Below are 24577 nucleotides of genomic sequence, written 5' to 3'. Positions count from 1 at the left end.
CGCGGCCGGACCTCCACCGCCCACCGGCTGAACGCCCCCGCCCCCGCTCTGGTCACGGGCCCCGGGGGCGGTGGCCCGCAGCGCGCGGCCCGCGGACGGCGCACGGCCGCGCCCACCGCGTTCCGCAGCCGCCTCGGGAAGCCGCCCGGTGAGGATGCCTGACGGGCGTTCACTGCCCCCTCCCCTCGGTGCGGCGGGCGGGGCGGCGGCGCTGTGCGCTCCGGCGGCCGGGCGGGCGGGTGGTGGCGGCGGTCCGCTTTCGGCGGGGTTCGCGGCGCCTGCGTTCCTCCCGCAGGCACTGCCGCAGCCCTTCGGGGTCGATGCCCTCGTTGCAGGCGTGGTGGAGCAACTGGGCGAAGCGGTATTCGGAGTCCGCCCGGAGGGCCAGGCCGAGGGCGATCCGTGCGGTCGGCTCGTCCCCGCTGGACCAGGAGACCCAGCCGGCGAGGGTGAGCGGGGCCGCCGCGTGCTCCCCGTAGGCTCCGACGCAGCGCCGGGCCAGGGCCCGCCACAGCCGCAGGGCCGGCGCGGCCTCGTCGCCCTCCATCCACTCGGCGGCGATGTCGCGGATCTCCCGGTCCTGGAGGCCGAGGATCACGGCGGCGGCCTCGTCGTGGCCGAGCAGCGCGTCGTCCCAGTCGTCCGCGCGGGGGCCGCCCTCGGCGGGCGGGGCGAGGGTAAGCCGCCGCATGAGGGTGCGGGCCAGGCCGAGCGTCTGCGCGCCGACCTCCTCGCGGGTCTCCCCGTCGAGGATCCGCGGCACCAGGTCCACGGCGGCCCGCTCCAGGGCCTCCTCCTGTTCGGCGGCCCAGGCTCCGCCGAGGGGTGCCATCCGCTTCTCGATCTCCTTCAGGGAGCCGCGGACCTGGAGCCCGGCGAAGGTGGCGGCCGCGGCCATCACCGACGTGCCGGACGGGGAAAGCGGGGTCCCTTCGGCGGGGCAGCAGTCGGCCTCGGGGCAGACGTACGACCAGTAGCGGCCCCCGGAGAGGCACAGAGCCTCCAGGACCGGTACGTCCAGGGCGCCGCATGCGGTCCGCAGCCGCTGGGCGAGCGGCCGCAGCCGGGTCATGACCCGCTGGGCGCTCTCCCCGCCGACGGGGTCCTGGCAGAGGAAGACCACGATCCCGTCGGGCTTGTCCCCGCGCCGCTCGCTGCCCTTGATCAGGCACTCGGCGACCTGGCGGGCGGTGTCCTCCCACTCGGCGGGGGAGGCGGGGATCCCCACGCGGAGCCGGCCGCCGAAGCGGCCGCACGCGCCGTGGACGGCGGCCAGGACGAGGGAGTCGGTGGGGTGGAAGCCGAGCATGTAGGGCAGCGCGTCGGCCAGTTCGGCCGGGCTGCGCAGGGTGATCTGGGGTTCGGAGGGACCTCCGGCGGGGCTGATGGACGGCCGGCCGGACGGCTTGCGGGATTCGTGGTTCGTCGTCATGGCTCAAAGGTCCCGTGCGTGATCCGATCCGGAAACCCCTGTGGATAACTCGTACCGCATTCAACATCCACAGGCCGGGGTGCGCATTGGCGCGATGTCGGAGGCATCGGGTTGCATGGGGGCATGAACGCAGACCTGAGGTCCTCCGCCGATTCCGTACTCGCCCGCCTCGTGGGCGACCCCACGGGCACCGCACGGCTGCGCGAGGACCAGTGGCGGGCGATCGAGGCCCTCGTCGCGCACAAGCGGCGGGCCCTGGTCGTCCAGCGCACGGGCTGGGGCAAGTCCGCGGTCTACTTCGTCGCCACCTCCCTGCTGCGGGCGGCCGGCGCCGGACCGACGGTGATCGTCTCCCCGCTGCTCGCGCTGATGCGCAACCAGGTCGAGGCCGCCGCACGCGCCGGCATCCACGCGCGCACCATCAACTCCGCCAACCCCGAGGAGTGGGAGGGCATCCAGGCCGAGGTCGCCGCGGGCACGGTCGACGTCCTCCTCGTCAGTCCCGAACGCCTCAACAACCCCGAGTTCCGTGACCAGGTACTGCCCAAACTGTCCGCCGCGACCGGACTGCTCGTGGTCGACGAAGCCCACTGCATCTCCGACTGGGGACACGACTTCCGCCCCGACTACCGCCGACTGCGCACCATGCTGGCCGACCTCCCCCCGGGCGTCCCGGTCCTGGCGACCACCGCCACGGCCAACGCCCGCGTGACGGCCGACGTCGCCGAACAGCTCGGCACCGGAGCCGGCACGGACGCCCTGGTGCTGCGCGGCCCCCTCGACCGCGAGAGCCTGAGCCTGGCCGTCCTGACCCTGCCCGACGCCGCCCACCGCCTGGCCTGGCTCGCCGACCACCTCGGCGAACTGCCCGGTTCCGGGATCATCTACACCCTGACGGTGGCCGCCGCGGAAGAGGTCACCGCCTACCTGCGCCACCGGGGGCACACCGTCTCCTCGTACACGGGCAAGACGGAGAACGCCGACCGCGAGCAGGCGGAGAACGACCTCCAGGCGAACCGCGTCAAGGCCCTCGTGGCCACCTCCGCCCTCGGCATGGGCTTCGACAAGCCCGACCTGGGCTTCGTGGTGCACCTGGGTTCCCCCTCCTCCCCCATCGCCTACTACCAGCAGGTCGGCCGTGCCGGCCGTGGCGTCGAGCACGCCGAGGTACTGCTGCTCCCCGGCCGCGAGGACGAGGCGATCTGGCAGTACTTCGCCTCCGTCGCCTTCCCGCCGGAGGAGCAGGTCCGCCGCACGCTGGACGTCCTGTCGCAGGCCGGCCGCCCGCTGTCGCTGCCCGCCCTGGAGCCCCTGGTCGACCTGCGGCGCACCCGGCTGGAGACGATGCTCAAGGTGCTCGACGTGGACGGCGCGGTCCACCGGGTCAAGGGCGGCTGGACCGCCACCGGCGAACCCTGGACCTACGACGCCGAGCGGTACGCGTGGGTGGCCCGGCAGCGGGCCGCCGAACAGCAGGCGATGCGCGACTACGCGGCCTCCGACGGATGCCGGATGGAGTTCCTTCGCCGCCAGCTCGACGACGAGGAGGCAGCGCCCTGCGGCCGCTGCGACAACTGCGCCGGCGCCCGCTTCACCGCGGCGGTCTCCTCCGCCTCGCTGGACACCGCCCGGGGAGAACTGGGCCGCCCCGGGGTGGAATTGGAACCGCGCCGGATGTGGCCGACCGGCCTCGCGGCGGTGGGCGTCGACCTCAAGGGCCGGATCCCGGCCGGCGAACAGGCCGCCCCGGGCCGGGCGCTGGGCCGGCTCTCCGACATCGGCTGGGGCAACCGGCTGCGGCCGATCCTCGCCCCCCAGGCACCGGACCAGCCGGTTCCGGACGACGTGGCACAGGCCGTGGTGGCCGTTCTGGCCGACTGGGCCCGGGGGCCGGGCGGCTGGGCCTCGGGCGCCGAGGACGCCCCCGCCCGGCCCGTGGGTGTGGTCGCGCTGCCCTCGCGCAGCCGGCCGCAGCTCGTCGGCTCGCTGGCCGCGCGGATCGCCGAGGTCGGTCGGATTCCTCTGCTCGGCACCCTGGAGTACACCGACCGGGCCCCGGAGTTCGGACTGCCGTCCTCCAACAGCGCGCAGCGGGTCCGGGGGCTCCACCAGGCCTTGACCGTGCCGCCCGGCCTGGCGGCGAGCCTGTCCGAGGTCCCCGGTCCGGTGTTCCTGGTCGACGACCGCGCGGAGAGCGGCTGGACCCTCGCCGTGGCCGCCCGGCTGCTGCGGCGAGCGGGGGTGAGAGGGGTGTTTCCGCTGGTGCTCGCGCTCCAGCCGTAGTGGAATGAGTCATCTCCGGCGTGGCGGGGCAAGGATATGAACGGCATACCGGCGAATTCCGGTCCGCGTCCTCAAATGCTCATTGCCCCACCGTCGCGGGCCACGCGAGAATCGGGGGAGCTCCCGCTCGGCTCGTCGGCACTCTCCTGGGCCGCGCTGCGGCGCGCCCACACCTCAGCCGTGCCCGCTCGCGGGCGTGTACCCGAAGGGAGGACCGTGACCTTCGGATTCGCCCCGCCCGCGACCGCGTCCTTGACAACGGCCACCGGTGGCGCCAGTCGGCACGGCCGACTGCTGGAACCCTCCGAATGGACCGCCGCGGGGGTTCCCCTGCTGCGCAATCCGCGTGAGGTGGTCAGCGGTCTGCACTCCCGGCACAGCCCGGGGCCGTCGACCGCCGTCATAGCCGTCCTCGGTCCCGAGGAACGTCTCGTCGCCAGCGCCTCGTTCACGCAGCGCTCGGCCTCGGCCGACGGCTGGGAGTACCGCAACGCCCTGCTCTCCCGGCTGCGCCGGGTCATCCCGCACGACCTGCGGCGGCGGACCCCGGTCCGTACGGCGGTACTGATGTACTGCCGCGACGGCGACGAGCGGTGGACCGAGGAGGACGGCGCCTGGATGTGGGGCCTGCGGGACGCCTGCACCCTGCACGGGCTGCGCTGCGGGGCGTACATCACTCTGACCCGCGGGGGCTGGCAGGTACTCGGTGAAGGCCGGGGCGGTCGGCATCCGAGCGCGGATTCCCGGCCGGAGCGCCTCGGCTCCCTGACCGAGATGGCGACGCTGCCCCTGAGCACCGCCGGTGGCGCGGTCGAGCCCCTGCGCCGGGCGGCCGCCCGCTAGGCGGGGTCCGGCCCGCGGCCTCGCCCGTCGGGCGGGACGCGGCCCAGGCCCGCACGGCCGTACTCCCGCGGTAGGGAGGTACGGCTGCTCGGGCCTCGGACCTCAGCGGGGCCGCCGTCCGGCCCGCCCCGCCCCTCGCCCGTGTGGGACACGGGGCGTCAGACGCCCGCGCCCAGCACGGAGTTGATCTGCTTCGCATCACCGCAGACGACGAGCAGCGCACCCGCCCGCGCGAACGCGACCGGCAGTGCGTCCGCGGTCGTACCGGCCGGTCCGCCGTTGGCCGCGAAGACCACGACAGGACGGCCGGCGGCACGCTTCACGTGCGCCGCGTCCGCGTAGAAGACGTCGTCCCCGGCGTCGTGCTGGGCCCAGTAGGAGGCCTCGCCGAAGGACAGCTCGTGCGCGGCCCACGGGTGCGGGTCGCCGGTGGTGATCACCAGGATGTCACCGGGCGCGCGCCCGGTGTCGAGCAGCAGGTCCACGGCCTCCTCGGCCGCGTCCAGCGCACCCTCGGGGGAGGCCGGGATCAGCTGGACCTGCGGCACCGCGGCCGAGACGGACGGTGCGGCGGGGGCTGCGGGGGCGGGTCCGGAACCGGCTTCCGCCGCACGCTGTGCGGGCGGGGCGGGGCGGACGGGACCGGGGCGTCCGGGCCGGGGCACGGCGACGGGACGCGGACCAGGTACGGGGCGGGGGGTCTGCGCGGTGCGGCTCGCGGCCGGCGTGACGCGGGGACCCTGGGCACTCTCGTGAATCTGAGGCTCCTCGATGGCGGGGGTGAGAGGCATGAGTTGATGTCTATCAAACACCGGTACGAAACGTACCGGTGGGTGGCACGTGGGTGCGATCAGAAATCGAAGCCGAGTTGGCCTCCGTTTTCCAGCTCCATGGCTTCCTCGCTGCGGCGCACCTTCTTCAAGTGCCGCCACTGGGGCAGCGCGTCGAGGTACGACCACGAGAGCCGGTGGTACATGGTCGGCCCGCGCTCCTCCAGCGCCGCGCGGTGCACGGGCGAGGGGTAACCGGCGTTGGCGGCGAAGGCGAAGTCCGCCGTCCCGTCGCCCGGTTCGCCCAGCGCGGCCATCATCCGGTCGCGCTGGACCTTGGCGATCACCGAGGCGGCGGCGACGGCGATGCACGACTGGTCGCCCTTGATCACCGTGCGGACCTGCCAGGGCCGTCCGAGGTAGTCGTGCTTGCCGTCGAGGATCACGGCGTCGGGGCGCACCGGCAGGGCGTCCAGCGCGCGCACCGCCGCGAGCCGCAGTGCGGCCGTCATCCCCAGTTCGTCGATCTCCTCCGGGGAGGCGTGCCCGAGGGCGTGGGCGGTGACCCAGCCCTGGAGGACGTCGAACAGTTCGTCGCGCCGCCTGGGCGTGAGCAGTTTGGAGTCGGTGAGCCCCTCGGGCGGCCGGCGCAAGCCGGTGATCGCCGCGCACACGGTGACGGGACCGGCCCAGGCCCCTCGTCCGACCTCGTCGACCCCGGCGATGACCTTGGCGCCGGTGGTTGCACGGAGGGAGCGCTCGACGGTGTGGGTGGGTGCTTCGTACGGCATGGCGCCAGCAAGGTTACGCCGCCCCGGGCCGCCTGCACACCCCGGCCCGCGGCAAGGGCGCGCACCGACCACCACCCACCCCATCCCTTCGCTACCGCACACCTCGACGGCGGGCGACAACCGGGCGGGGGCATTCGCAGGATCAGCGGATTCGTGACGTCCGGATCAATACCGCACCAGCGGTTCCCCTCGGTAACGACATCGGGAACGTCCGGCTCACCGGCCGGCGCGCCCCCTCCCGTGCGACCTCACGGCAGGGGCCGCCCCACGCGTGGTCGCATTCGTGAAGCACCACGCACGGCACCGGACCGGGTTCTCCGACCGGCGCTCGCCTAGGCGGGCGTCTCCGGCAGCCAGGCCGGGAGGGCCTCGGTGCGGCCCAGCCAGGCCTGCGGCAGCGCGGCGTCCCCGCGCGCGCCCAGGATCCCGCCGACGATCGCGCAGGTGGTGTCCACGTCCCCGCCGACCTGCGCGGTGGTCCAGAAGGCCCGCTCGAAGTCGTCCAGCGCCCGCGCCGCCGACCACAGGGCGAAGGGCACCGTGTCGTGGGCACTCGTACGCCGGCCGCAGCCGAGGACGGCCGCGACGGTGTTGGCGTCGCCGTAGTCCAGCATGTCCCGCGCCCGGCGGACACCTGCGCCCACGGCGCTGCGCGGCACCAGGGCGATCACCCCGTCCAGCAGTTCCTCGGCGCTCGGCACGCCGGCGGGGGCCGCCGCCAGCGCGGCCGCGGCGGCGACGGCCATCGCCCCGCACACCGCCTCCCGGTGCTGGTGGGTGGTGTAGGCGGAGATCTCCGCCTGGTGGGTGGCCTGCTCGGGGTCCTCCGCGTACCAGGCGCCCAGCGGTGCGATCCGCATCGCTGCGCCGTTGCCCCAGGAGCCCTGCCCGTTGAAGAGCTCGGCGGCCAGGGTGCGCCAGTCCTCCCCCTCGCGGACCAGGCGCAGCATCCGGTTCACGGCGGGGCCGTAGCCCCGGTCGAAGTCGTGGTGCTCGGCGAACGAGGCCGCCAGCGCGTCCTGGTCGATGCGCCCGTGCGCGGCGAGCACGGCCACCACCGAACAGGCCATCTCGGTGTCGTCGGTCCACTGCCACGGCCCGCTGCCGGCCGGCAGCTCGCGCCGCTTGAGCAGCGGGTAGTTCACGGGGACGAAGTACTGGGAGCCCAGGGCGTCCCCCAGGGCCAGCCCGCGGAGGCTGGACAGGGCGCGTGCATAGCGCCGTTCGGAAGCGGAATCAGCGGTCATCGCGCGCCACTTTAGCCGTCCAGGTCATAAGGCTCGGGTGTGGTCCACCGCTCAAACGGGCGGTCCATCCGGTACCGGCCGTCGGGCCCCGGCGTCAGCACCCGGAATTCGCCGTTGCCCGGGTTGGACAGGGCCTCGAACTCGGCCACCGACCAGTGGAACCAGCGCATGCAGAACAACCGCATCGTCAGGCCGTGCGTGACCAGCAGGACGTTCTCGGGGTGGTCGGGTGCCTCGAAGCTGCGGTAGAGGCTCTCCAGGAAGGCGCCTACCCGGTCGTAGACGTCGGCGCCGGACTCGCCCTGGGCGAAGCGGTAGAAGAAGTGCCCGTAGGCGTCTCGGTAGGCCTTCTGGAGCTTGACGTCGTCGCGGTCCTGCCAGTTCCCCCAGTCCTGCTCGCGCAGCCGGGGCTCCTCGCGCATCCGCACCCGTGCGGGATTCAGGCGCAGCTCGCGGAAGGTCTGGAGGGTCCTGCGGTACGGGGAGACGTACGCGCTGATGTGCTCGTCGCCGAAGAGCTCGCGCAGCCGGACCCCGGCCTCGGCGGCCTGCTCGCGGCCGGCAGGGGTCAGGCGCAGGGCGTGGTCGGGCTCGCGCTCGTACACCGTGTCATCGATGTTTCCCTCCGATTCCCCGTGCCGGACGAGGACGATGCGCCGTGGTCGAACCATGTGCCGACCCTATGCGGACCCCGGGGCGCGTACGCCCCGGGCACGCCGGGCGCCGGGAGCCGTTCGTCATACGGTCATACCGTCCAGCTCGGTTCGAGGTCCACGACGTCCCCCGTGAGGGCCTCGACGTCGGCCTCGGTCTGGGCGCGCAGCGAGAGCCGCTCGACCCGTTCCTGCCGGTACTTGCCGTGTTCGGCGGCGGCCCGCCACATGGACAGCACCAGGAACTCCCGGCCCGGCGCCTCACCGAAAAGCCCCCGGATCATCCCGGGTGATCCGGCCATGGCGGGGTTCCAGACCTTCTCCTGCATCAGCGCGAAGTGCTCCACGCGGCCCTCCCGGACGCGGGTGTGCGCGACCCGGACCACGTCGGCGTCGCTGAAGCGCGGCTCGAAGCCGGTCTTCACGTCGAAGCGGTACTCGAAGAGCGTGGCCCGCGCGTCGGTGTAGGTACCGGTTTGCGCGGCAGCCAGTCTGTCGTGGGAGCGGGCCATGAAGGAGTCGTAGAAGGAACGGCTCTCCCAGAACGCGAAGACGTGCGCGACCCCCGGCCGGCCTCTGCTCCAGCCGCCGCCCTGCCCCCGGAACCCGGGTTCGCCGGGCAGCCCCGCCCACTTGCGCTGCCCGCGCTCGAACCCGCGTCGGTCCGTCACCGTGCAGCGAATCCACTTGACCAGCACCGCGCCATCGTACGGGCCCGGGCCCGGCCCCGGTCAGTACTCGGAGCGGTGGATCCGTACCAGTTCGGCCGCATCCCGCTCGGGCAGCCGAAGGCCGAACTCCCGGTCGAGCAGGGCGATCAGCCCGTCGGGGGCGACGGGCTCCCGTTCGGTCCTCCCGTCGGGGTACAGACGCATCAGCTCGCGGTCCACGAGGGTCGTGCGGACGGCGTCGCCCGGGAGCTGTACGACGGTCTTCCCGATGAAGGCGGAGCGGGGATGGCTGGAGCTGTAGTGGTTGAGGACGACGTAGTCGACGGGGAGGTAGCGCTGCGGCGAGAAGGAGTAGAGGTCCCGCCACGCGTCGTCGCGGCGGATGCGCAGGACGAGGATCCCCTGCTCCTCCTCGTGGACGGCGAACGTCCACGGCCCCTGGGGCACCTCGGCCCCCGGCCGTCCGAGCGGAACGGGTTCGCGCGGCCCCTGGTAGCCGAATCCGGCGTCGCAGAGCCACGGTTCGCCGTCGACGGTGACGACGAGCACCGCGTGCGTCACCGGCGTCACGGCGTCCGCGCGGGTGCGGTTGCGGGCGCCGCGCCCGGTGACCTCGAAGCCGATCCGTTCCAGGGCGGCGGCCAGCAGCGAGTTCTGCTCGTAGCAGTAGCCTCCGCGGCGGCCGTGCACGAGCTTGGCCTCCAGGGCCTTGATCTCCAGCTCGACGGGGCGACCGAGCAGGACGTCCAGGCTTTCGAAGGGGATGGCGGCGGTGTGGGCGCGTTGCACCTCGTACAACGTCGGCAGGTCGGGCCGGAGTTCCCGGGCGTCCCGCCCGATTCCGATCCGGGCCAGGTACGCGTCCAGATCCAGCGCGTCACCGTTCCACATGCCCATCCGCTCCCCCGCCGCGACGTCCCGGGCCCACGACGCCCGCAGACCCCGCCCCATGATCACCACCGCCCGCCCTCCACGCCACCCCGCATCCACCCGCCGTACCGCGAACGCCGAAGAGGGCGCCGACCGGGGGGTCGGCGCCCTCTTCAGATGGCGTCAGGCGTCAGCTGTCAGCTGCAGCCGCTGGTGGAGCCGCAGCCCTCGCAGATGTAGCAGGAGCCGGCGCGCTGCATCTTGGTACCGCAGGAGAAGCAGAGCGGGGCGTCGGCGGAGACGCCCATCTGCATCTCGACCAGCTCGGCGTTGCTGTGCGCCGTCTTCGGGGCCGGGACCGGGACGACCGCCACCGGCTTGGCCACGGGGGCGACGGGCGCCGACTGGGCGAGGGTCTCGGTGTCGAGCTCCTCGTCGTCGAGCGGCTCGTAGGAGCCGGTGTCGAGGTGGCGCTGGCGCTCCTCGGCGGAGTGGATGCCGAGGGCCGAGCGGGTCTCGAAGGGCAGGAAGTCCAGCGCGACGCGGCGGAAGATGTAGTCGACGATCGACTGCGCCATCCGCACGTCCGGGTCGTCCGTCATACCGGCCGGCTCGAAGCGCATGTTGGTGAACTTCGCGACGTACGTCTCCAGCGGGACGCCGTACTGCAGACCGACCGAGACGGCGATCGAGAAGGCGTCCATCATGCCCGCGAGGGTCGAACCCTGCTTGGACATCTTCAGGAAGACCTCGCCCAGGCCGTCGTCCGGGTAGGAGTTGGCCGTCATGTAGCCCTCGGCGCCACCGACCGTGAAGGAGGTGGTGATCCCCGGGCGGCCCTTGGGCAGGCGCTTGCGGACCGGGCGGTACTCGATGACCTTCTCGACCGCCGTGCGGATGGTCTCCTCGGCCTTCTCGGTGACCTCGGCCTTCTCCTCCTCCTTCTTCTTGGCGGAGAGGGGCTGGCCGACCTTGCAGTTGTCGCGGTAGATCGCGAGCGCCTTGACGCCGAGCTTCCACGCCTCGAAGTAGATCTCCTCGATCTCCTCGACGGTCGCCGTCTCCGGCATGTTGACCGTCTTCGAGATCGCGCCGGAGATCCAGGGCTGGATCGCGGCCATCATGCGGACGTGGCCCATCGGGGAGATGGAGCGCTCGCCCATCGCGCAGTCGAAGACCTCGTAGTGCTCGGCCTTCAGACCCGGGGCGTCGACGACATTGCCGTGCTCGGCGATGTGGGAGACGATCGCCTCGATCTGCTCCTCCTGGTAGCCCAGGCGGCGCAGGGCCTGCGGGACGGTGCCGTTGACGATCTGCATCGAGCCGCCGCCGACGAGCTTCTTGAACTTGACCAGGGCCAGGTCCGGCTCGACACCGGTGGTGTCGCAGGACATCGCGAGACCGATGGTGCCGGTCGGCGCGAGGACGGAGGCCTGGGAGTTGCGGAAGCCGTTCTTCTCGCCGAGGCGCAGGACGTCCTGCCAGGCCTCGGTGGCCGCGGCCCAGATCGCGTTGTCCAGGTCCTCGGTGCGCGGCGCGACGGCGTTGGCGTCGGCGTGCTGCTTCATGACGCGCTTGTGCGAGTCGGCGTTGCGGGCGTAGCCGTCGTACGGGCCGACGATGGCGGCCAGCTCGGCGGAGCGCTTGTACGCGGTACCGGTCATCAGCGAGGTGATGGAGGCGGCGAGGGTGCGGCCGCCGTCCGAGTCGTACGCGTGGCCGGTGGCCATCAGCAGGGCGCCGAGGTTGGCGTAGCCGATGCCCAGCTGGCGGAAGGCGCGGGTGTTCTCACCGATCTTCTGCGTCGGGAAGTCCGCGAAGCAGATGGAGATGTCCATCGCGGTGATGACGAGCTCGACAACCTTGGCGAAGCGCTCGGCGTCGAAGGACTGGTTGCCCTTGCCGTCGTCGTTGAGGAACTTCATCAGGTTCAGCGAGGCGAGGTTGCAGGACGTGTTGTCCAGGTGCATGTACTCGCTGCACGGGTTGGACGCGGTGATGCGGCCGGACTCGGGGCAGGTGTGCCAGTGGTTGATCACACCGTCGTACTGGATGCCCGGGTCGGCGCAGGCCCACGCGGCCTCGGCGAGCTTGCGGAAGAGGGCCTTGGCGTCGACCTTCTCGATGACCTCGCCGGTCATGCGGGCGCGCAGGCCGAACTCGGTGCCGTTCTCGACGGCCGTCATGAACTCGTCGTTCACGCGGACGGAGTTGTTGGCGTTCTGGTACTGGACGGACGTGATGTCGTCGCCGCCCAGGTCCATGTCGAAGCCCGCGTCGCGCAGGGCGCGGATCTTCTCCTCCTCCTTCACCTTGGTGGCGATGAAGTCCTCGACGTCCGGGTGGTCCACGTCCAGGACGACCATCTTGGCCGCGCGGCGGGTGGCGCCGCCCGACTTGATCGTTCCGGCGGACGCGTCGGCGCCGCGCATGAAGGAGACGGGGCCGGAGGCGTTGCCGCCGGAGGACAGGAGCTCCTTGGAGGAGCGGATGCGGGAGAGGTTCAGGCCGGCACCGGAGCCGCCCTTGAAGATCATGCCCTCTTCCTTGTACCAGTCGAGGATCGACTCCATGGAGTCGTCGACGGACAGGATGAAGCAGGCGGAGACCTGCTGCGGCTGGGGCGTGCCGACGTTGAACCACACCGGGGAGTTGAAGCTGAAGATCTGGTGCAGGAGGGCGTAGGTCAGCTCGTGCTCGAAGATCTCCGCGTCGGCGGGGGACGCGAAGTAGTCGTAGTCCTCGCCGGCCTTCGTGTACGTCTTCACGATGCGGTCGATGAGCTGCTTGAGGCCGGTCTCGCGCTGCGGCGTGCCGACGGCGCCCCGGAAGTACTTGCTGGTGACGATGTTGACCGCGTTCACCGACCAGAAGTCGGGGAACTCGACGCCGCGCTGCTCGAAGTTCACCGAACCGTCGCGCCAGTTCGTCATGACGACGTCACGGAGCTCCCAGTTCACCTCGTCGTACGGGTGCACGCCGGGGGTGGTGTGGATGCGCTCGATCCGCAGGCCGCCCTTGGCGGCCTTGGTCCCCTTGGTGCGGGAACCACGTGCCGAGCTGCTCGCCGTCTCTGTCATGCCGCCTGCCTCCCATATGCGGGCAAAAACGCCCTAAAGTGCCAGCGATATTCCGCGGCACAATGCTGTGTCTTGTATCTACGAATCTCGCCCTGCCGGCCGGCCGGACCGCACTGCGCTGCGGCCCCGTCCGGTCAGTCGGCAGCGGAGGCGGGCACGGGGACGACCGGGGGGGTCCCTCCGGGCTCGCACTCATGGGGATGAGGCCGCGGCTCGCGAAGTTCCGCGATGGCGGTCTCGAAGTCTTCAAGGGTGTCGAAAGCTTTGTACACGGACGCGAACCGCAGGTACGCGACCAGGTCGAGCTCCTGCAACGGGCCGAGTATGGCCAGACCCACGTCATGGGTGGTCAGCTCGGCGCTCCCGGTGGCGCGCACCGCCTCCTCGACCCGCTGGCCGAGCTTGGCGAGGGCGTCCTCGGTGACCGGCCGCCCCTGGCACGCCTTGCGGACGCCAGAGATGACCTTGGTGCGGCTGAAGGGTTCGGTGACCCCGCTTCGCTTGATCACCATCAGCGAGGCCGTCTCCACCGTCGTGAAGCGACGGGAGCAGTCGGGGCACTGGCGGCGTCGGCGGATCGACGTTCCGTCGTCGGTGGTGCGGCTGTCGACGACGCGGCTGTCGGGGTGCCTGCAGAAGGGGCAGTGCATGGTTCCCTCACCCTCCTCTTGGCACGACTGAATCACTCCACGGAGCCCCTCGGCGACAGAGAGCCAGTCTCTGCCGGGGGCTTGGGAAGCAGCCACAAGCATATGCGATCCCGGAGGTTCGAGCAGACCGTGGACCACAACTTGTGGGTTGTGACGCTCATCCAACCACTAGATCTTGCGTTGGGGAGGATTTGCATCCCTACGCGTGTCGCGGCGCCCGATGGCCGGATTTCAAGGGTTTCGGTGCCAGACTGGGCACGGACCCGGGCGGTGGCGATCCAACCGGGAAGGGTACCGTAAGCAGCAGACGCGGTTCCGAATCCGCGTTCGGACGACGGGTCGGCCACACGCCCCGGGACCGCCGCTCCGGCCGGCCATCCACACCGGTCGGCCATACACCCACCGCTCTGACCCAGGTGGGCGATCCCCGATTTTTCACTCGAACGTGTGTTTGGCGCAACCTTTCGAAAGCAACTACCGTTGTCCAGCTAGGGAGAACATTTCGAGAGGGGCCGACGTGACCACCACCGCAGACAGTGCCACCATCACTGCCCAGAACCGCTCCCAGAGCCCGAGCCGACTTGAGCCGGTGCATGCCATGAACGACGCGAGTCAGAACCCGGAGGCGGAGGCCGCCGTACGCCCCGCACGCTCGCTGCCGGGACGGCCTCCAGGCATCCGCGCCGACAGCTCGGGGCTCACGGACCGGCAGCGGAGGGTCATCGAGGTCATCCGGGACTCCGTGCAGCGCCGCGGCTACCCGCCGTCGATGCGCGAGATCGGCCAGGCCGTCGGCCTCTCCAGCACCTCCTCCGTCGCCCACCAGCTGATGGCCCTGGAGCGCAAGGGCTTCCTGCGCCGCGACCCGCACCGTCCCCGCGCCTACGAGGTCCGCGGCTCGGACCAGCCCAGCTCGCAGCCCACGGACACCACCGGCAAGCCCGCCGCCTCCTACGTTCCCCTGGTCGGCCGGATCGCGGCCGGCGGCCCGATCCTCGCCGAGGAGTCGGTCGAGGACGTGTTCCCGCTCCCCCGCCAGCTCGTCGGCGACGGTGAGCTCTTCGTCCTCAAGGTCGTCGGCGACTCGATGATCGAGGCGGCCATCTGCGACGGCGACTGGGTCACCGTCCGTCGCCAGCCGGTCGCGGAGAACGGTGACATCGTCGCCGCGATGCTGGACGGCGAGGCCACGGTCAAGCGGTTCAAGCGCGAGGACGGCCATGTCTGGCTGCTCCCGCACAACGCCGCCTACCAGCCGATCCCCGGCGACGAAGCGACCATCCTCGGCAAGGTGGTAGCGGTACTGCGCCGCGTCTGACCCCTCGCCCCTCAGCCAGCTCCGGGACCCTCTGCGCCGGTCCCGGAGCTGTTGTATGCCCGCCGCACGACGTGCGCCGGACGGGCGGCGCGGCCAGGGTCGTACTTGCCGTCTACTTCCCGTCGGCCTGCGCGCTCGCGTCGATCGCGGCCAGCGAGCGGCGGACCTGGTTGCGGTCCGTGGTGTACCAGAAGTCCGGCAGTGAGGCCCGCAGGAAGCTCCCGTACCGGGCCGTCGCCAGTCGGGGGTCGAGGACCGCGACCACGCCCCGGTCCCCGGAGGCCCGTACGAGCCGGCCGGCGCCCTGGGCCATCAGCAAGGCGGCGTGCGTGGCGGCGACCGCCATGAAGCCGTTGCCGCCGCTCTCCTCGACGGACTTCTGTCGCGCGCTCATCAACGGGTCGTCCGGCCGCGGGAACGGGATCCGGTCCATGATCACCAGCTGGCAGCTGGGGCCGGGCACGTCCACGCCCTGCCAGAGGGAGAGGGTCCCGAACAGGCAGGTGCGCGGGTCGGCGGCGAAGGACTTGATCAGCTCGCCCAGCGTCTCCTCGCCCTGGAGCAGGATCGGGTTGTCGAGCCGCCCGCGCAGCTCCTCGGCGGCCGCCTTGGCACCGCGCATGGAGGAGAAGAGGCCGAGGGTGCGGCCGCCCGCCGCTTCGATCAGTTCCGCCAGCTCGTCCATCATGTCGCCGCGGGTGCCTTCCCGGCCGGGGGTGGCCAGGTGCTTGGCGACGTAGAGGATGCCCTGCTTGGGGTAGTCGAACGGGGAGCCCACGTCCAGGCCGCTCCAGACCGGTACGCCCTCCCCCTCGACTCCTTCCGGGGAGAGGCCGAGTGAGGCCGCGACCCCGTTGAAGTCCCCGCCGAGCTTGAGCGTGGCGGAGGTGAGGACCACCGAACGGTCCTCGAACAGCTTCTCGCGCAGCAGCCCCGACACCGACAGCGGCGCGACCCGGAGGGTGGCACCGAAGCGGTCGTGGCGCTCGTACCAGACGACGTCGTACTCGGAGCCGATCATGATCCGCTCGGCCACGGCGTGGACGTTCTCCACGGCGGCCAGGGCCTGCTTGCGGACCGCGTCCTCGTCGTGGACGGACTTGTCGCGGGTGGCGCCGATCGCGGAGATCACGTTGCGCGCGGAGTCGCGCAGGGCGGCCAGCGCGTAGCCCAGGTCCTCCGGGATCTGCTCCAGGCGGCCGGGGAGCGCCAGCTCCATCACCCGCTCGAAGGTCTCCGAGGCGGTCTGCAGGAAGTCGGCGGTCTTCTCGTCGACCAGCTTGGCGGCGCGCTTCACTGCCCGGTTGACCTGGCCCGGCGTGAGCTCACCGGTGGCGACGCCGGTGACGCGCGACACCAGCTCGTGGGCCTCGTCCACGATCAGCACCTCGTGCTGCGGCAGGACGGGGGCACCCTCGATGGCGTCGATGGCGAGCAGTGCGTGATTGGTGACGACCACGTCCGCGAGCTTGGCGCGCTCGCGGGCCGCCTCCGCGAAGCATTCGGCGCCGTACGCGCACTTCGTGGCGCCCAGGCATTCGCGGGAGGAGACCGAAACCTGGCTCCAGGCCTTGTCGGAGACGCCCGGGGTCAGGTCGTCGCGGTCCCCGGTCTCGGTCTCGTCGGCCCAGTCGCGCAGGCGCAGCAGGTCCTTGCCGAGCTTGCTGGTCGGTGCGGCCGCCTCGAACTGGTCGAAGAGGCCCTCCTCCTCGTCCTGCGGGGCGCCCTCGTGCAGCCGGTGCAGGCACAGGTAGTTCGACCGGCCCTTGAGCATGGCGAACTGCGGCCGCCGGCGCAGCTGCGGGTGCAGCGCCTCGACCGTGCGCGGCAGGTCGCGCTCGACGAGCTGGCGCTGGAGCGCCAGCGTCGCCGTGGCCACGACGACGCGCTCGCCGTGCGCGAGGGCCGGCACCAGGTAGCCGAGGGACTTGCCGGTGCCGGTGCCGGCCTGGATCAGCCGGTGGGAGTTGTCGTCGATCGCTTCGGCGACGGCTTCGGCCATGGCCACCTGGCCGGGGCGCTCCGTACCGCCGACGGCGGTGACGGCGGCGTGCAGCAGGTCGGGGAGGGAGGGCTTCGTCATAGCAGGACCAACCCTACGGGGCGCCGCCGACAGTGGCGTACCGATCAGGCCTCACGGATGGTGCAGGGGGTTGGGCACGGTGCCGTGGATGACGGCGTGGGGGCGGTGGGGGCGGTCGCGGTATCCGTCCTCGTGGAGCCGGTTGCGGTTGAGGCAGATCCGGTCGATCCGCTCGGTGAGCAGGTCGAACAGCTCGAAGCGGTCCTTGAGGTCGGGGAAGCGTGCCTGGTGGCGGAGGATCTCCGCCCGTACGAGGGACCAGAAGTCGTCCTCGGGGACGCCGAGGCGGTCCTCGCAGAGGGGGGCGAGGTAGCGGAAGACCCCGATGAACAGTCCGGAGTGGATGAACTGGGTGAGGAAGGCGGGCGGCTCGGTGAGCAGGACCGCCCGTACCTCGTCGGGGAGGGTTCGCTGCTCGGGCAGCGGGGTCCGGCTGATGTTCACGTCGTCCACGAAGTCCTTGATCGCGAGGCGGACGGGCACGTCCTGTTCGTCGAAGACCACCACCGTGTTCTCGCCGTGGGGGGAGAACACGGTGCCGTAGCGGTAGAGGAAGTGGAGCAGCGGGGGCAGGAGGGCGGAGAAGAGCCGCTGGAGCCAGGCGGTGGGCGACAGGCCGGAGCGGGCGACGAGCTCGGCGGTGAAGGCGCGGCCGCGCGGGTCGGTGTGGAGGAGGGAGGCCAGGGTCCGGGCGCGCTCGCCGGGGGCGAGGTGGCGGGTCAGGGGTTCGCGCCAGATGGCCCCGAGGAGTTCCTTGTACTGGTAGGGGACCTCGGGGAGCCGGTCGTAGACGGGGTGGCGGACGGTGACGGAGGCGACCTCGCCGAGCAGGATCACCCCGCATTCGTCGCGGAGGAAGGGGTCGGCGTCGCGCAGGGAGTGGATCCAGGCGGTCACGGCCGGGGCGGCCAGGGTGAGCGCGCCGGGCAGGCCCCGCCAGACCATGGTGTTGAAGACGGACAGCGGGAGTTTGACGCTGTGGCGGTCGGGGCGGGTGAGGTTGAGGAAGGTGCGGACGGACTGCTGCGGGAGCCGTTCGTCGGGGTCGGCGGGGAGCGGGACCAGGGTGCCGGAGGCGAGCGCGGGGGCGAAGAGGGGGAGGACGACCTCATCCCACTGCCAGGGGTGGACCGGCAGGTAGAGGTAGCGGAGGGGGTCCAGGCCCCGGTCGCGGAGGGCCTGGTCGAAGGCGGCGCGGGTGGCGGGGTCCAGTTCGGCCGCGTAGAGGCGCGCGGGGTCCTCCAGGCCGGCGCCGCCGCGGTACTCGGCGAGGGAGGTGTGCGCGGCGAGCCAGGGCAGGCGCTGCGGGGTGCGGGCTTCGGGGGCCCAGGCGGCGGCGTCCGCGGCGGACCATCCGAGGCGGCCCTTGTTGGGGACGAGCCAGGGGTGGCCCGTCTGGTGCCCTTCGAGGGCGGCGTGGTCCAGGTCTGCGAGGACGTCGGCGGTGAGGGCGTGGTGGTCGAGGCGGGCGTCGGCGGCGAGAGTGGCGCTGAGCTCGCGGACTAAGTGGCCGAGGGTGGGGCCGTCGAGGCCGAGCAGGGTTCGGGCGCGGACGAGGAAGTCGTACGGGTCCCCGAAGGCGGTCGGGGACCCGGTGGCGGGGGGCGGCGGGGTGAGGGTGATGGTGTCGGGCGCGACCTGCCAGCTGCCGTAGGCGCGGCGGCGGGCGCGGAAGCCGAGGCTGCTGCCGTCGTCGAGGGTCAGGGTCCAGGCGTCGCCGGCGGCCGTCGGAGCCGGGGCGGGGGTGACGATCTCTTCGTACGCGAACTCGGAGAGCATCTTGGCGAGCAGTCGGCGGGCCGCGGCCTCCCAGGTCGGGTCGTTGATCTCGGTTGGTGTGACGGGGTGTTGGGGCGACGGGGGAACGGGGGGCTCCGCGGAGTCGGGGGCGGCGGGGGAATTCTGCACGGGACTCCTCGTCGAGGATCGGGAACTCCTCGCCGGGGCGGGGAGTTTTCGAAGGGAGAGGCGTGAGGAACAGCCTGGGGACGGATTGCGGTCGGCGGCGGCGATCAGAGGAGATTGCGCAGCGACCGCTCCCGGATCATCAGGGCGGCACGCTTCCCGGGGAGTTCGATTTCCGTGGCGTAGCGGAAACCGGCGGTGAGGAAGGCTGATACGGAGGGGGTGTTGCGGATGTCCGGTTCGGCGATGACCCGTGTGCAGCGGGGCCGGTTGTCGAAGACGAGCTCGGTGACGGCGCGCAGCAGCGTGGTCCCCAGGCCCCGGCCGCGGTTCGTGCCGTCTCCGATCAGCAGGTGGATACCCGTGTCGTGGGGGCGCGCCGGGTAGTGGCGGGAGACCGGGTCGAGGTCGGCCCGGTAGATCTCCCAGTAGCTCATCGGGGTGCCGTCGAGGACGCCGAGGCAGGGGATGCTGCGGCCGTCTCCGTCGAGCTGGGCCCGCAGGTGGGCGGCGGTGACGGCGGATGCGCCGGCCAGGTCCCAGTAGGCGGCCACGTCCGGGTCGTTCATCCAGCGGGTGAGGAGCGGGAGGTCCCGTCCGGGCCGCACGGGTTCGAGGCGGAAGGCTCCGGCCGGGGTGGGCAGGGCGCCCCAGCCGGCGGGTGAGTCGAGGAGGTCCGCCTCGGCGAGCAGGGGCAACAGGCCGACGGCGAAACGGTGTTCGCCGGTCTCGTGAGGGACGGTCCCGTGGCGGGTGGGGCCGGTGGCGGGGCTGGTGGTCGTCTCGGTTGGGGGCATCGGGCTCTTCTCCGTGTCGGTGGGAGCGCGTCAGTCGTGGAGGGGGTTGGTGAGGGTGACGTAGACGGACTGCGTTTCGACGGGGCCCACGAGCTCGTCGAGGCCGCCCAGGCGGGTGAGCAGGTTTGCCTTGCAGCGGAGGGTGGGCGAGTCGAGCAGCTGCGCGGGGAGCGGGCCGAGGCCCGCGGCCTTGCCGAGGAAACGGCGGAAGGCGGCGAGGAGTACGCGTTCGTCGGCGAGCCGCTGGGAGCCGAAGGCTCCGATGAGGCCGAGCACATTGTTGATGCCGAGGTAGTAGGCGAAGCGCTCGTCGGTGACGGCGTCGGGGACGAAGGTGTCGCTGGCGCGGCCGATGCCGGGGAGCCGGTGTTCCAGTTCCGCGCGGCGGGACTCGCGGAAGTAGTAGCCCTGGTTGTCGCGGAAGCGGCCGCCGACGGGCCAGCCGGCCCGGTCGAGGAGCACCAGGGTGTTCTGCTGGTGGGCTTCGAGGGCGATCCCGGCGAGCGCGTCGAAGGCGAGGACCGGTAGGACGACCTGGTCGAGGTAGCGCAGGAACCACTCGGTGGCGACGGCGGAGGGCGGGCGGCCGGTGGTGGCGGCGAGCCGGGAGACGGTCTCGGCGAGCCGGGAGCGCATCGTGGTGCGGCCGGGCCACGGGCGGGGGCTGGTGAGTGCGGCGACGCAGACGGCGTCGTCGTCGGAGCGGAAGGGGTTGTGGCGCAGCAGGGCGTCGAGGCCCGGGACGGGGGCGCCGTCCGGGGCGTCGACGGCGACCCAGGCGGGGTCGCGGACGATGTCGAAGCCGGGGTGGGAGGTCTGCCACTGCTCGGCGAGGCCGGTGCGGAGCAGCCGGTGCACCTCGACTCCGCGGTGGAGTTCCTTGCGGAGGTTCTCCCGGCGGGAGTTGGTGATGCGCAGGCCCAGGGAGAGCTTGAGCATCGCGGGTGTGCCGGGTCGGTGCACGGTGCGGACGGAGGAGGTGGGGTACCAGGGGGCTCCGTACGGGCCCAGGTCGGTCAGGAGTCCCGCGTCGCGGAGGGCGGCGACGGCGGGACGCTGGAGGAGGTCGCGGGCCTGCCAGGGGTGCAGGGGAAGGGGGGTGGCGCCGGCGGGCAGCGGGAGTCCGGGGGCGAGCCGGGCGAGGAGCTGGGCGGCGGTTACAGGGCGGCCGCGTTCGGTCCAGGCGGAGTCGGTGGCGACGGCGGTCGGTGCGACGGCGATCCAGTGCAGGGGGAAGGAGCCGTGGAGTTCGGGTGAGTAGCGGCGTGCTTCGGCTTCGGAGAGTCCTTCGCGGCTCTTGGGGTCGGGCTGGAGGGGGTGGCCGAGGAGGAGGGACTGTTCGGCGGTGAGGAAGAGGTCCCCCGCGATGGGGGCGGGGGCCGTGGGGCGTTGGCGCCGGTCGGTGATGAACTCGGCGGTGCGGCGTACCGAGTCGGCGACCCGGCCGACGAGGTCGGTGCCGCGGCCGTTGCCCTCGCGGGCGATGAGGGCGGCCAGGGTGACGGCGTCCACGGCGGGGGCGTCGGCGGGGGTGCCTTCGAGGCGGGCCGGTGAGAAGCGGTGCCAGCCGGTCTCGGACCAGTGCCGGACGGGGACGAGGAGCGCGGCGCCGGAGGCGGGGAGGGGGATGCGGAGCAGGGTGCCGGAGGGCCCGTCGGGACGGCCGATGCCGTTCTCGCGGACCCAGCAGCGGAGCAGGTTCTCCACGGTGGCCGCCTCGGCGGCGGTGGCCGGGTCGGGGTGGTCCAGCAGGTCGGGAAGCAGCGCCGGCTCGGGTCCGAGGGGGCCGGCCCCGCCCACCCGAGGCCGAAGGGTGCCGGCCTTCTGCCGGGGCACGGTCACGCCATGGGCTGATCCGGCCCCGTCCGGGGACGGCCCCGGAACCCCGGGGGTCGTGGCTGCCCGCTCCGGACCCGTCTCCGGAGCCCCGCCCGTCTGACCGGATCCCCCTCCGCTCCAGGGCAGCACCGGCCCGTTCCCGCCGTCCGCCCCCGGCAGCTCCGTCCTGGCGGGGGGCCGGGGCGGGGTGGGGGCCCCGGGTGGCGTGGGGCCGTGCGTGTGAGGGGTGGGTGTGATCTCGGGAGTGAGGGGGTGGTGGGGAACGGGAGTGAGCGGTGTGGGAGTGGGGTGTTCGGGATCGGGCATGGGCGGTCCTTGGTCAGTGGGCGGCGGCGGCCGCGACGGCGTCGGCGAGTCGGTCCAGGACCGCTGTGGCCTGCTCGTCGGTCAGGGTGAGCGGGGGCAGCAGGCGGACCACGGCGCCGTGGCGGCCGCCGAGTTCGACGATCAGGCCGCGGTCCAGGCACGCCCGGCGGATGGCGGCGGCGAGGGCGGGGGCGGCGGCTCCCGTGTCGGGGTCGGTGATCTCGACGCCGAGCATCAGGCCACGGCCCCGTACGTCCCCGACGCAGGGCTGGTCGGCCGCCAGGCCGCGCAGGGCCGCCAGCATCCGCCCGCCCAGCTCCGCCGCGCGCTCGGCGAGGCCGTTGCGGCGGACGTAGGCGAGGGTGGCTGTGCCGGCGGCCATGGCGAGCTGGTTGCCCCGGAACGTTCCGGCATGGGCACCGGGCTCCCAGGCGTCCAGCTCCGAGCGGTAGACGATCACGGCGAGCGGCAGGCTGCCGCCGATCGCCTTCGACAGGACCATCACGTCCGGGACCACCCCGGCGTGGTCGACGCCCCAGAACGCCCCGGTGCGGCCCACCCCGGTCTGGACCTCGTCCGCGATCAGCGGGATGCCGCGGGCCTCGGTGATCTCCCGCATCCGGCGCAGCCAGTCGTCCGGCGCCGGGTGGACGCCGCCCTCACCCTGGACGGGTTCCACGAGCATGCCCGCCGGGGCCGGCACCCCGCCCTTGGGGTCGTCGAGCAGGCTCTCGGTCCAGGCCGCCGAGAGCCGCGCCCCCTCCGCGCCGCCGACCCCGAACGGGCAGCGGTGGTCCTGCGGATAGGGCAGCCGGGTCACCCGGACGTCGGTGGCGCCGCCCGAGGCGGACAGGGCCCCGGCCGTCATGCCGTGGTACGCCCCGGCGAAGGCGAGGAGGCCGGAGCGGCCGGTGGCGGTCCGGACCAGCTTCAGCGCGGCCTCGACGGCGTCCGTTCCGGCCGGCCCGCAGAACTGGACGCGTGCGTCGGCGGCCAGCCCGGCCGGCAGGTTCGCGAAGAGCTCGGTGGTGAAGGCGTCCTTGACCGGCGTGGCGAGGTCGAGCACGTGCAGCGGGGCGCCCGAGTCCAGGACGCCGCGGATGGCCTCCAGGACGACGGGGTGGTTGTGCCCGAGGGCGAGGGTGCCGGCGCCGGAGAGGCAGTCGAGGTAGCGCCGCCCGTCGGCGCCCTCGATGGTCAGTCCGCGTGCCCGGACCGGCACGATGGGCAGGGAGCGCGCGTACGTCCGGGCCGCGGACTCCCTCTGTGCCTGCCTGCGCAGGATGCCTTCGGCCGCGGCCGACCCCCGGCCGCCCTGGGGCGGGATCTGTGCCGCGGCTGCGGCCTGCTCGGTCAGGGACACGACTGTGGGACCTCCCGCACGGGTTCCTCTTCCGGATTGCGCCTCGCACGCACACGCTGTGCACCGTTCCCCCGTACGTACCAACGACGGCGACGGCGGCGGATCACGGGCCGGCCGAAGATCCTTGGGCCCGTCGCCCCTGAAAGACCTTCAGCGGTTCCGCACGGTCCGCCCCGGCCCGGTGCGCGCAGCGGGCCAAGAGCCCCGGCGGCGGCCGGAACCGCCGACCCGGGGCCCGCCGTCTTCAACGGCGGCGGCATAGTGGGGTGCTGCGCAAGCGAAACGAAGCACTCTGGACGACACCGTCCCAACACCTCGAAGCACCTGGGGGACTTACGACATGCGACCGAACCGACCGGTCACCGCGGCCCTCTGCGCGGCCGCGCTCGCGCTGACCGCCGCGGCCTGCGGACCCGGCGACGGGGAGGCCGGCGGCGACGCCAAGCCGACCGTGGCAGCGCCCCTCCCGTCCGGCGGCGCCGCGGACGGCCCGATCAAGATCCCGCAAGAGCTCAAGGACAAGCTCAAGCAGCACGGCTTCGACATGGAGAAGTGGAAGGGGGGCGCGTGGAAGAACTGGAACAAGCAGGACTGGCTCCGCGAGGCGGGCGACTACGTCAACCCCATCATCGACGGCCTCTGGGACCCGGACCGGATGCGTGACGCGGAACAGCCGCAGACCCCGGCCGTCGACCCCGACGCCGGCAAGGACCAGGGTGTCACCGACCCGACCCCGGCCGCGGTGACGGCCAAGGGCGTGGCCGCGCCGTACCACTCGACGGTCCCGGCGTCCGGCAAGGTCTTCTTCGACGGCCCCGAGGGCTCGATGGTGTGCTCGGCGACCGTGGTGAAGGACCCCGCCCACCCCGGCAAGTCCAACCTGGTCTGGACGGCGGGTCACTGCGTGCACGCGGGCAAGGCCGGCGGCTGGTACCGCAACATCGCCTTCGTCCCGTCCTACAACAACGCGGGCCGTCCGGCGGCCGAGCTCAAGGGCGCGCCGCGCGAGCAGGTGGCCCCGTACGGCGTGTGGTGGAGCGACTGGGCACAGACCTCCGACCAGTGGATCGCGACCGGTGGTCCGACGGGCGGCGCGGGCGCGCCGTACGACTTCGCGGTGCTGCACGTGACCCCGGAGAAGGGCGGCAACGGCAAGTCGCTGGAGGAGACGGTCGGCACGGCGCTCCCGGTGGAGTTCAACGCCCCGGCCGTGCCGAAGATCGCGGGCATGACGGCGACGGGCTACCCGGCGGCCGCCCCCTTCGACGGCCAGAAGGCCTTCCAGTGCACGGACAAGCCGGGCCGCCTGGCGCTGCACAAGGAGGACCCGGTGATGTACCGCATCGGCTGCACGATGACGGGCGGCTCCTCCGGCGGCGGCTGGATCGCCACGGGCGCCGACGGCAAGCCGGCGCTGGTCTCGAACACCTCGATCGGCCCGGCGAAGGCGGGCTGGCTGGCCGGCCCGAAGCTGGGGCCCGAGGCCAAGGGGATCTACGACGCGGTGAGCGCCAAGTTCAAGCGCTGAGCACACCACGGCGCAAAGGCCCCGGCGCAGAGGTCCCGGCGCCGAGCAGGCCACGGCGCCGGGCGCCCGTCCGCCGGCGGGCGCACAACGGCCGAGGGGGGGGCGCCCCCCCCGCCGGGCGCCGGGGGGGGGGGGGGCGGGGGTGAGG

The 24577-nt window shown here is 72.8% G+C and carries 18 protein-coding genes; 4 read left to right on the top strand and 14 right to left on the bottom strand.

The genetic code is table 11. From position 1 onward, the window contains the following. Window positions 1–169: 169 nt before the first annotated feature. On the bottom strand, window positions 170–1432 hold the full coding sequence (locus WDV06_RS25860) for a DUF4192 domain-containing protein (protein ID WP_395512175.1): 1263 nt from the start codon (window positions 1430–1432) through the stop codon (window positions 170–172). A gap of 123 nt (window positions 1433–1555) precedes the next feature. Between WDV06_RS25860 and WDV06_RS25855 the strand changes: the two genes are divergently transcribed. Both WDV06_RS25855 and WDV06_RS25850 read left to right on the top strand, forming a co-directional pair. Further along, window positions 1556–3715: a RecQ family ATP-dependent DNA helicase gene (locus WDV06_RS25855; RefSeq protein WP_395512174.1), complete on the top strand. Its 2160-nt coding sequence runs from the start codon at window positions 1556–1558 to the stop codon at window positions 3713–3715. A gap of 216 nt (window positions 3716–3931) precedes the next feature. Further along, window positions 3932–4558, top strand: a complete 627-nt coding sequence (locus WDV06_RS25850; RefSeq protein ID WP_395512173.1) for a hypothetical protein — start codon at window positions 3932–3934, stop codon at window positions 4556–4558. A 158-nt stretch (window positions 4559–4716) separates the two neighbouring features. Here the strand turns inward: WDV06_RS25850 and WDV06_RS25845 are convergent, their stop codons facing one another. The 8 genes from WDV06_RS25845 to nrdR form a co-directional block, all read right to left on the bottom strand. Beyond that, entirely contained in the window at window positions 4717–5349 is a 633-nt protein-coding gene (locus tag WDV06_RS25845) for a hypothetical protein (protein WP_395512172.1), read from the bottom strand. A 59-nt stretch (window positions 5350–5408) separates the two neighbouring features. Continuing rightward, window positions 5409–6119 (bottom strand): ribonuclease HII, encoded by a 711-nt coding sequence (locus WDV06_RS25840; protein ID WP_395512171.1) that lies wholly within the window; start codon window positions 6117–6119, stop codon window positions 5409–5411. A gap of 332 nt (window positions 6120–6451) precedes the next feature. Beyond that, the gene (locus tag WDV06_RS25835; RefSeq protein WP_395512170.1) at window positions 6452–7366 is read right to left on the bottom strand and encodes an ADP-ribosylglycohydrolase family protein; all 915 of its coding nucleotides are present in this window, start codon (window positions 7364–7366) and stop codon (window positions 6452–6454) included. Between the two features lie 11 nt (window positions 7367–7377). Next, window positions 7378–8037, bottom strand: coding sequence for a histidine phosphatase family protein (locus WDV06_RS25830; protein ID WP_395512169.1), 660 nt, complete (start codon window positions 8035–8037; stop codon window positions 7378–7380). 74 nt (window positions 8038–8111) lie between these two features. Continuing rightward, a complete protein-coding gene (locus WDV06_RS25825; RefSeq protein ID WP_395512168.1) occupies window positions 8112–8717 on the bottom strand; it encodes a YdbC family protein in 606 nt (201 codons plus the stop codon). A gap of 33 nt (window positions 8718–8750) precedes the next feature. Beyond that, on the bottom strand, window positions 8751–9641 hold the full coding sequence (locus tag WDV06_RS25820) for an arylamine N-acetyltransferase family protein (protein ID WP_395512181.1): 891 nt from the start codon (window positions 9639–9641) through the stop codon (window positions 8751–8753). A 116-nt stretch (window positions 9642–9757) separates the two neighbouring features. Then, a complete protein-coding gene (locus WDV06_RS25815) occupies window positions 9758–12640 on the bottom strand; it encodes a vitamin B12-dependent ribonucleotide reductase (protein WP_395512167.1) in 2883 nt (960 codons plus the stop codon). Window positions 12641–12774: 134 nt separating this feature from the next. Beyond that, entirely contained in the window at window positions 12775–13290 is a 516-nt protein-coding gene (nrdR, locus tag WDV06_RS25810; RefSeq protein ID WP_079431988.1) for a transcriptional regulator NrdR, read from the bottom strand. A gap of 517 nt (window positions 13291–13807) precedes the next feature. Between nrdR and lexA the strand changes: the two genes are divergently transcribed. Next, entirely contained in the window at window positions 13808–14608 is an 801-nt protein-coding gene (gene lexA / locus WDV06_RS25805; RefSeq protein ID WP_395512166.1) for a transcriptional repressor LexA, read from the top strand. Between the two features lie 112 nt (window positions 14609–14720). Here lexA and WDV06_RS25800 read toward each other — a convergent pair whose 3' ends face one another. From WDV06_RS25800 to WDV06_RS25780, 5 genes are all read right to left on the bottom strand, one after another. Then, complete coding sequence (locus WDV06_RS25800) at window positions 14721–16691, bottom strand: ATP-dependent DNA helicase (RefSeq protein WP_395512165.1); 1971 nt, start codon at window positions 16689–16691, stop codon at window positions 14721–14723. 51 nt (window positions 16692–16742) lie between these two features. Continuing rightward, a complete protein-coding gene (locus tag WDV06_RS25795) occupies window positions 16743–18599 on the bottom strand; it encodes an IucA/IucC family protein (RefSeq protein WP_395512164.1) in 1857 nt (618 codons plus the stop codon). A gap of 104 nt (window positions 18600–18703) precedes the next feature. Beyond that, window positions 18704–19393 carry a GNAT family N-acetyltransferase gene (locus WDV06_RS25790; protein WP_395512163.1) on the bottom strand — a complete coding sequence of 230 codons (690 nt, stop codon included), beginning with the start codon at window positions 19391–19393 and terminating at the stop codon, window positions 18704–18706. A gap of 30 nt (window positions 19394–19423) precedes the next feature. After that, complete coding sequence (locus WDV06_RS25785; protein ID WP_395512180.1) at window positions 19424–21469, bottom strand: IucA/IucC family protein; 2046 nt, start codon at window positions 21467–21469, stop codon at window positions 19424–19426. 82 nt (window positions 21470–21551) lie between these two features. Then, complete coding sequence (locus WDV06_RS25780) at window positions 21552–22901, bottom strand: diaminobutyrate--2-oxoglutarate transaminase family protein (RefSeq protein ID WP_395512162.1); 1350 nt, start codon at window positions 22899–22901, stop codon at window positions 21552–21554. 340 nt (window positions 22902–23241) lie between these two features. On the opposite strand from WDV06_RS25780, the gene WDV06_RS25775 reads away from it, so the two are divergent. Further along, window positions 23242–24429 (top strand): trypsin-like serine peptidase, encoded by a 1188-nt coding sequence (locus tag WDV06_RS25775; RefSeq protein ID WP_395512161.1) that lies wholly within the window; start codon window positions 23242–23244, stop codon window positions 24427–24429. Window positions 24430–24577 lie beyond the last annotated feature (148 nt).

It is taken from the genome of Streptomyces racemochromogenes (genome assembly GCF_044129415.1).
GTDB classification, from domain to species: domain Bacteria; phylum Actinomycetota; class Actinomycetes; order Streptomycetales; family Streptomycetaceae; genus Streptomyces; species Streptomyces racemochromogenes_A.
Note: the sequence above shows the minus strand (reverse complement) of the source record. Positions and strands in the feature narration are given on the sequence as shown.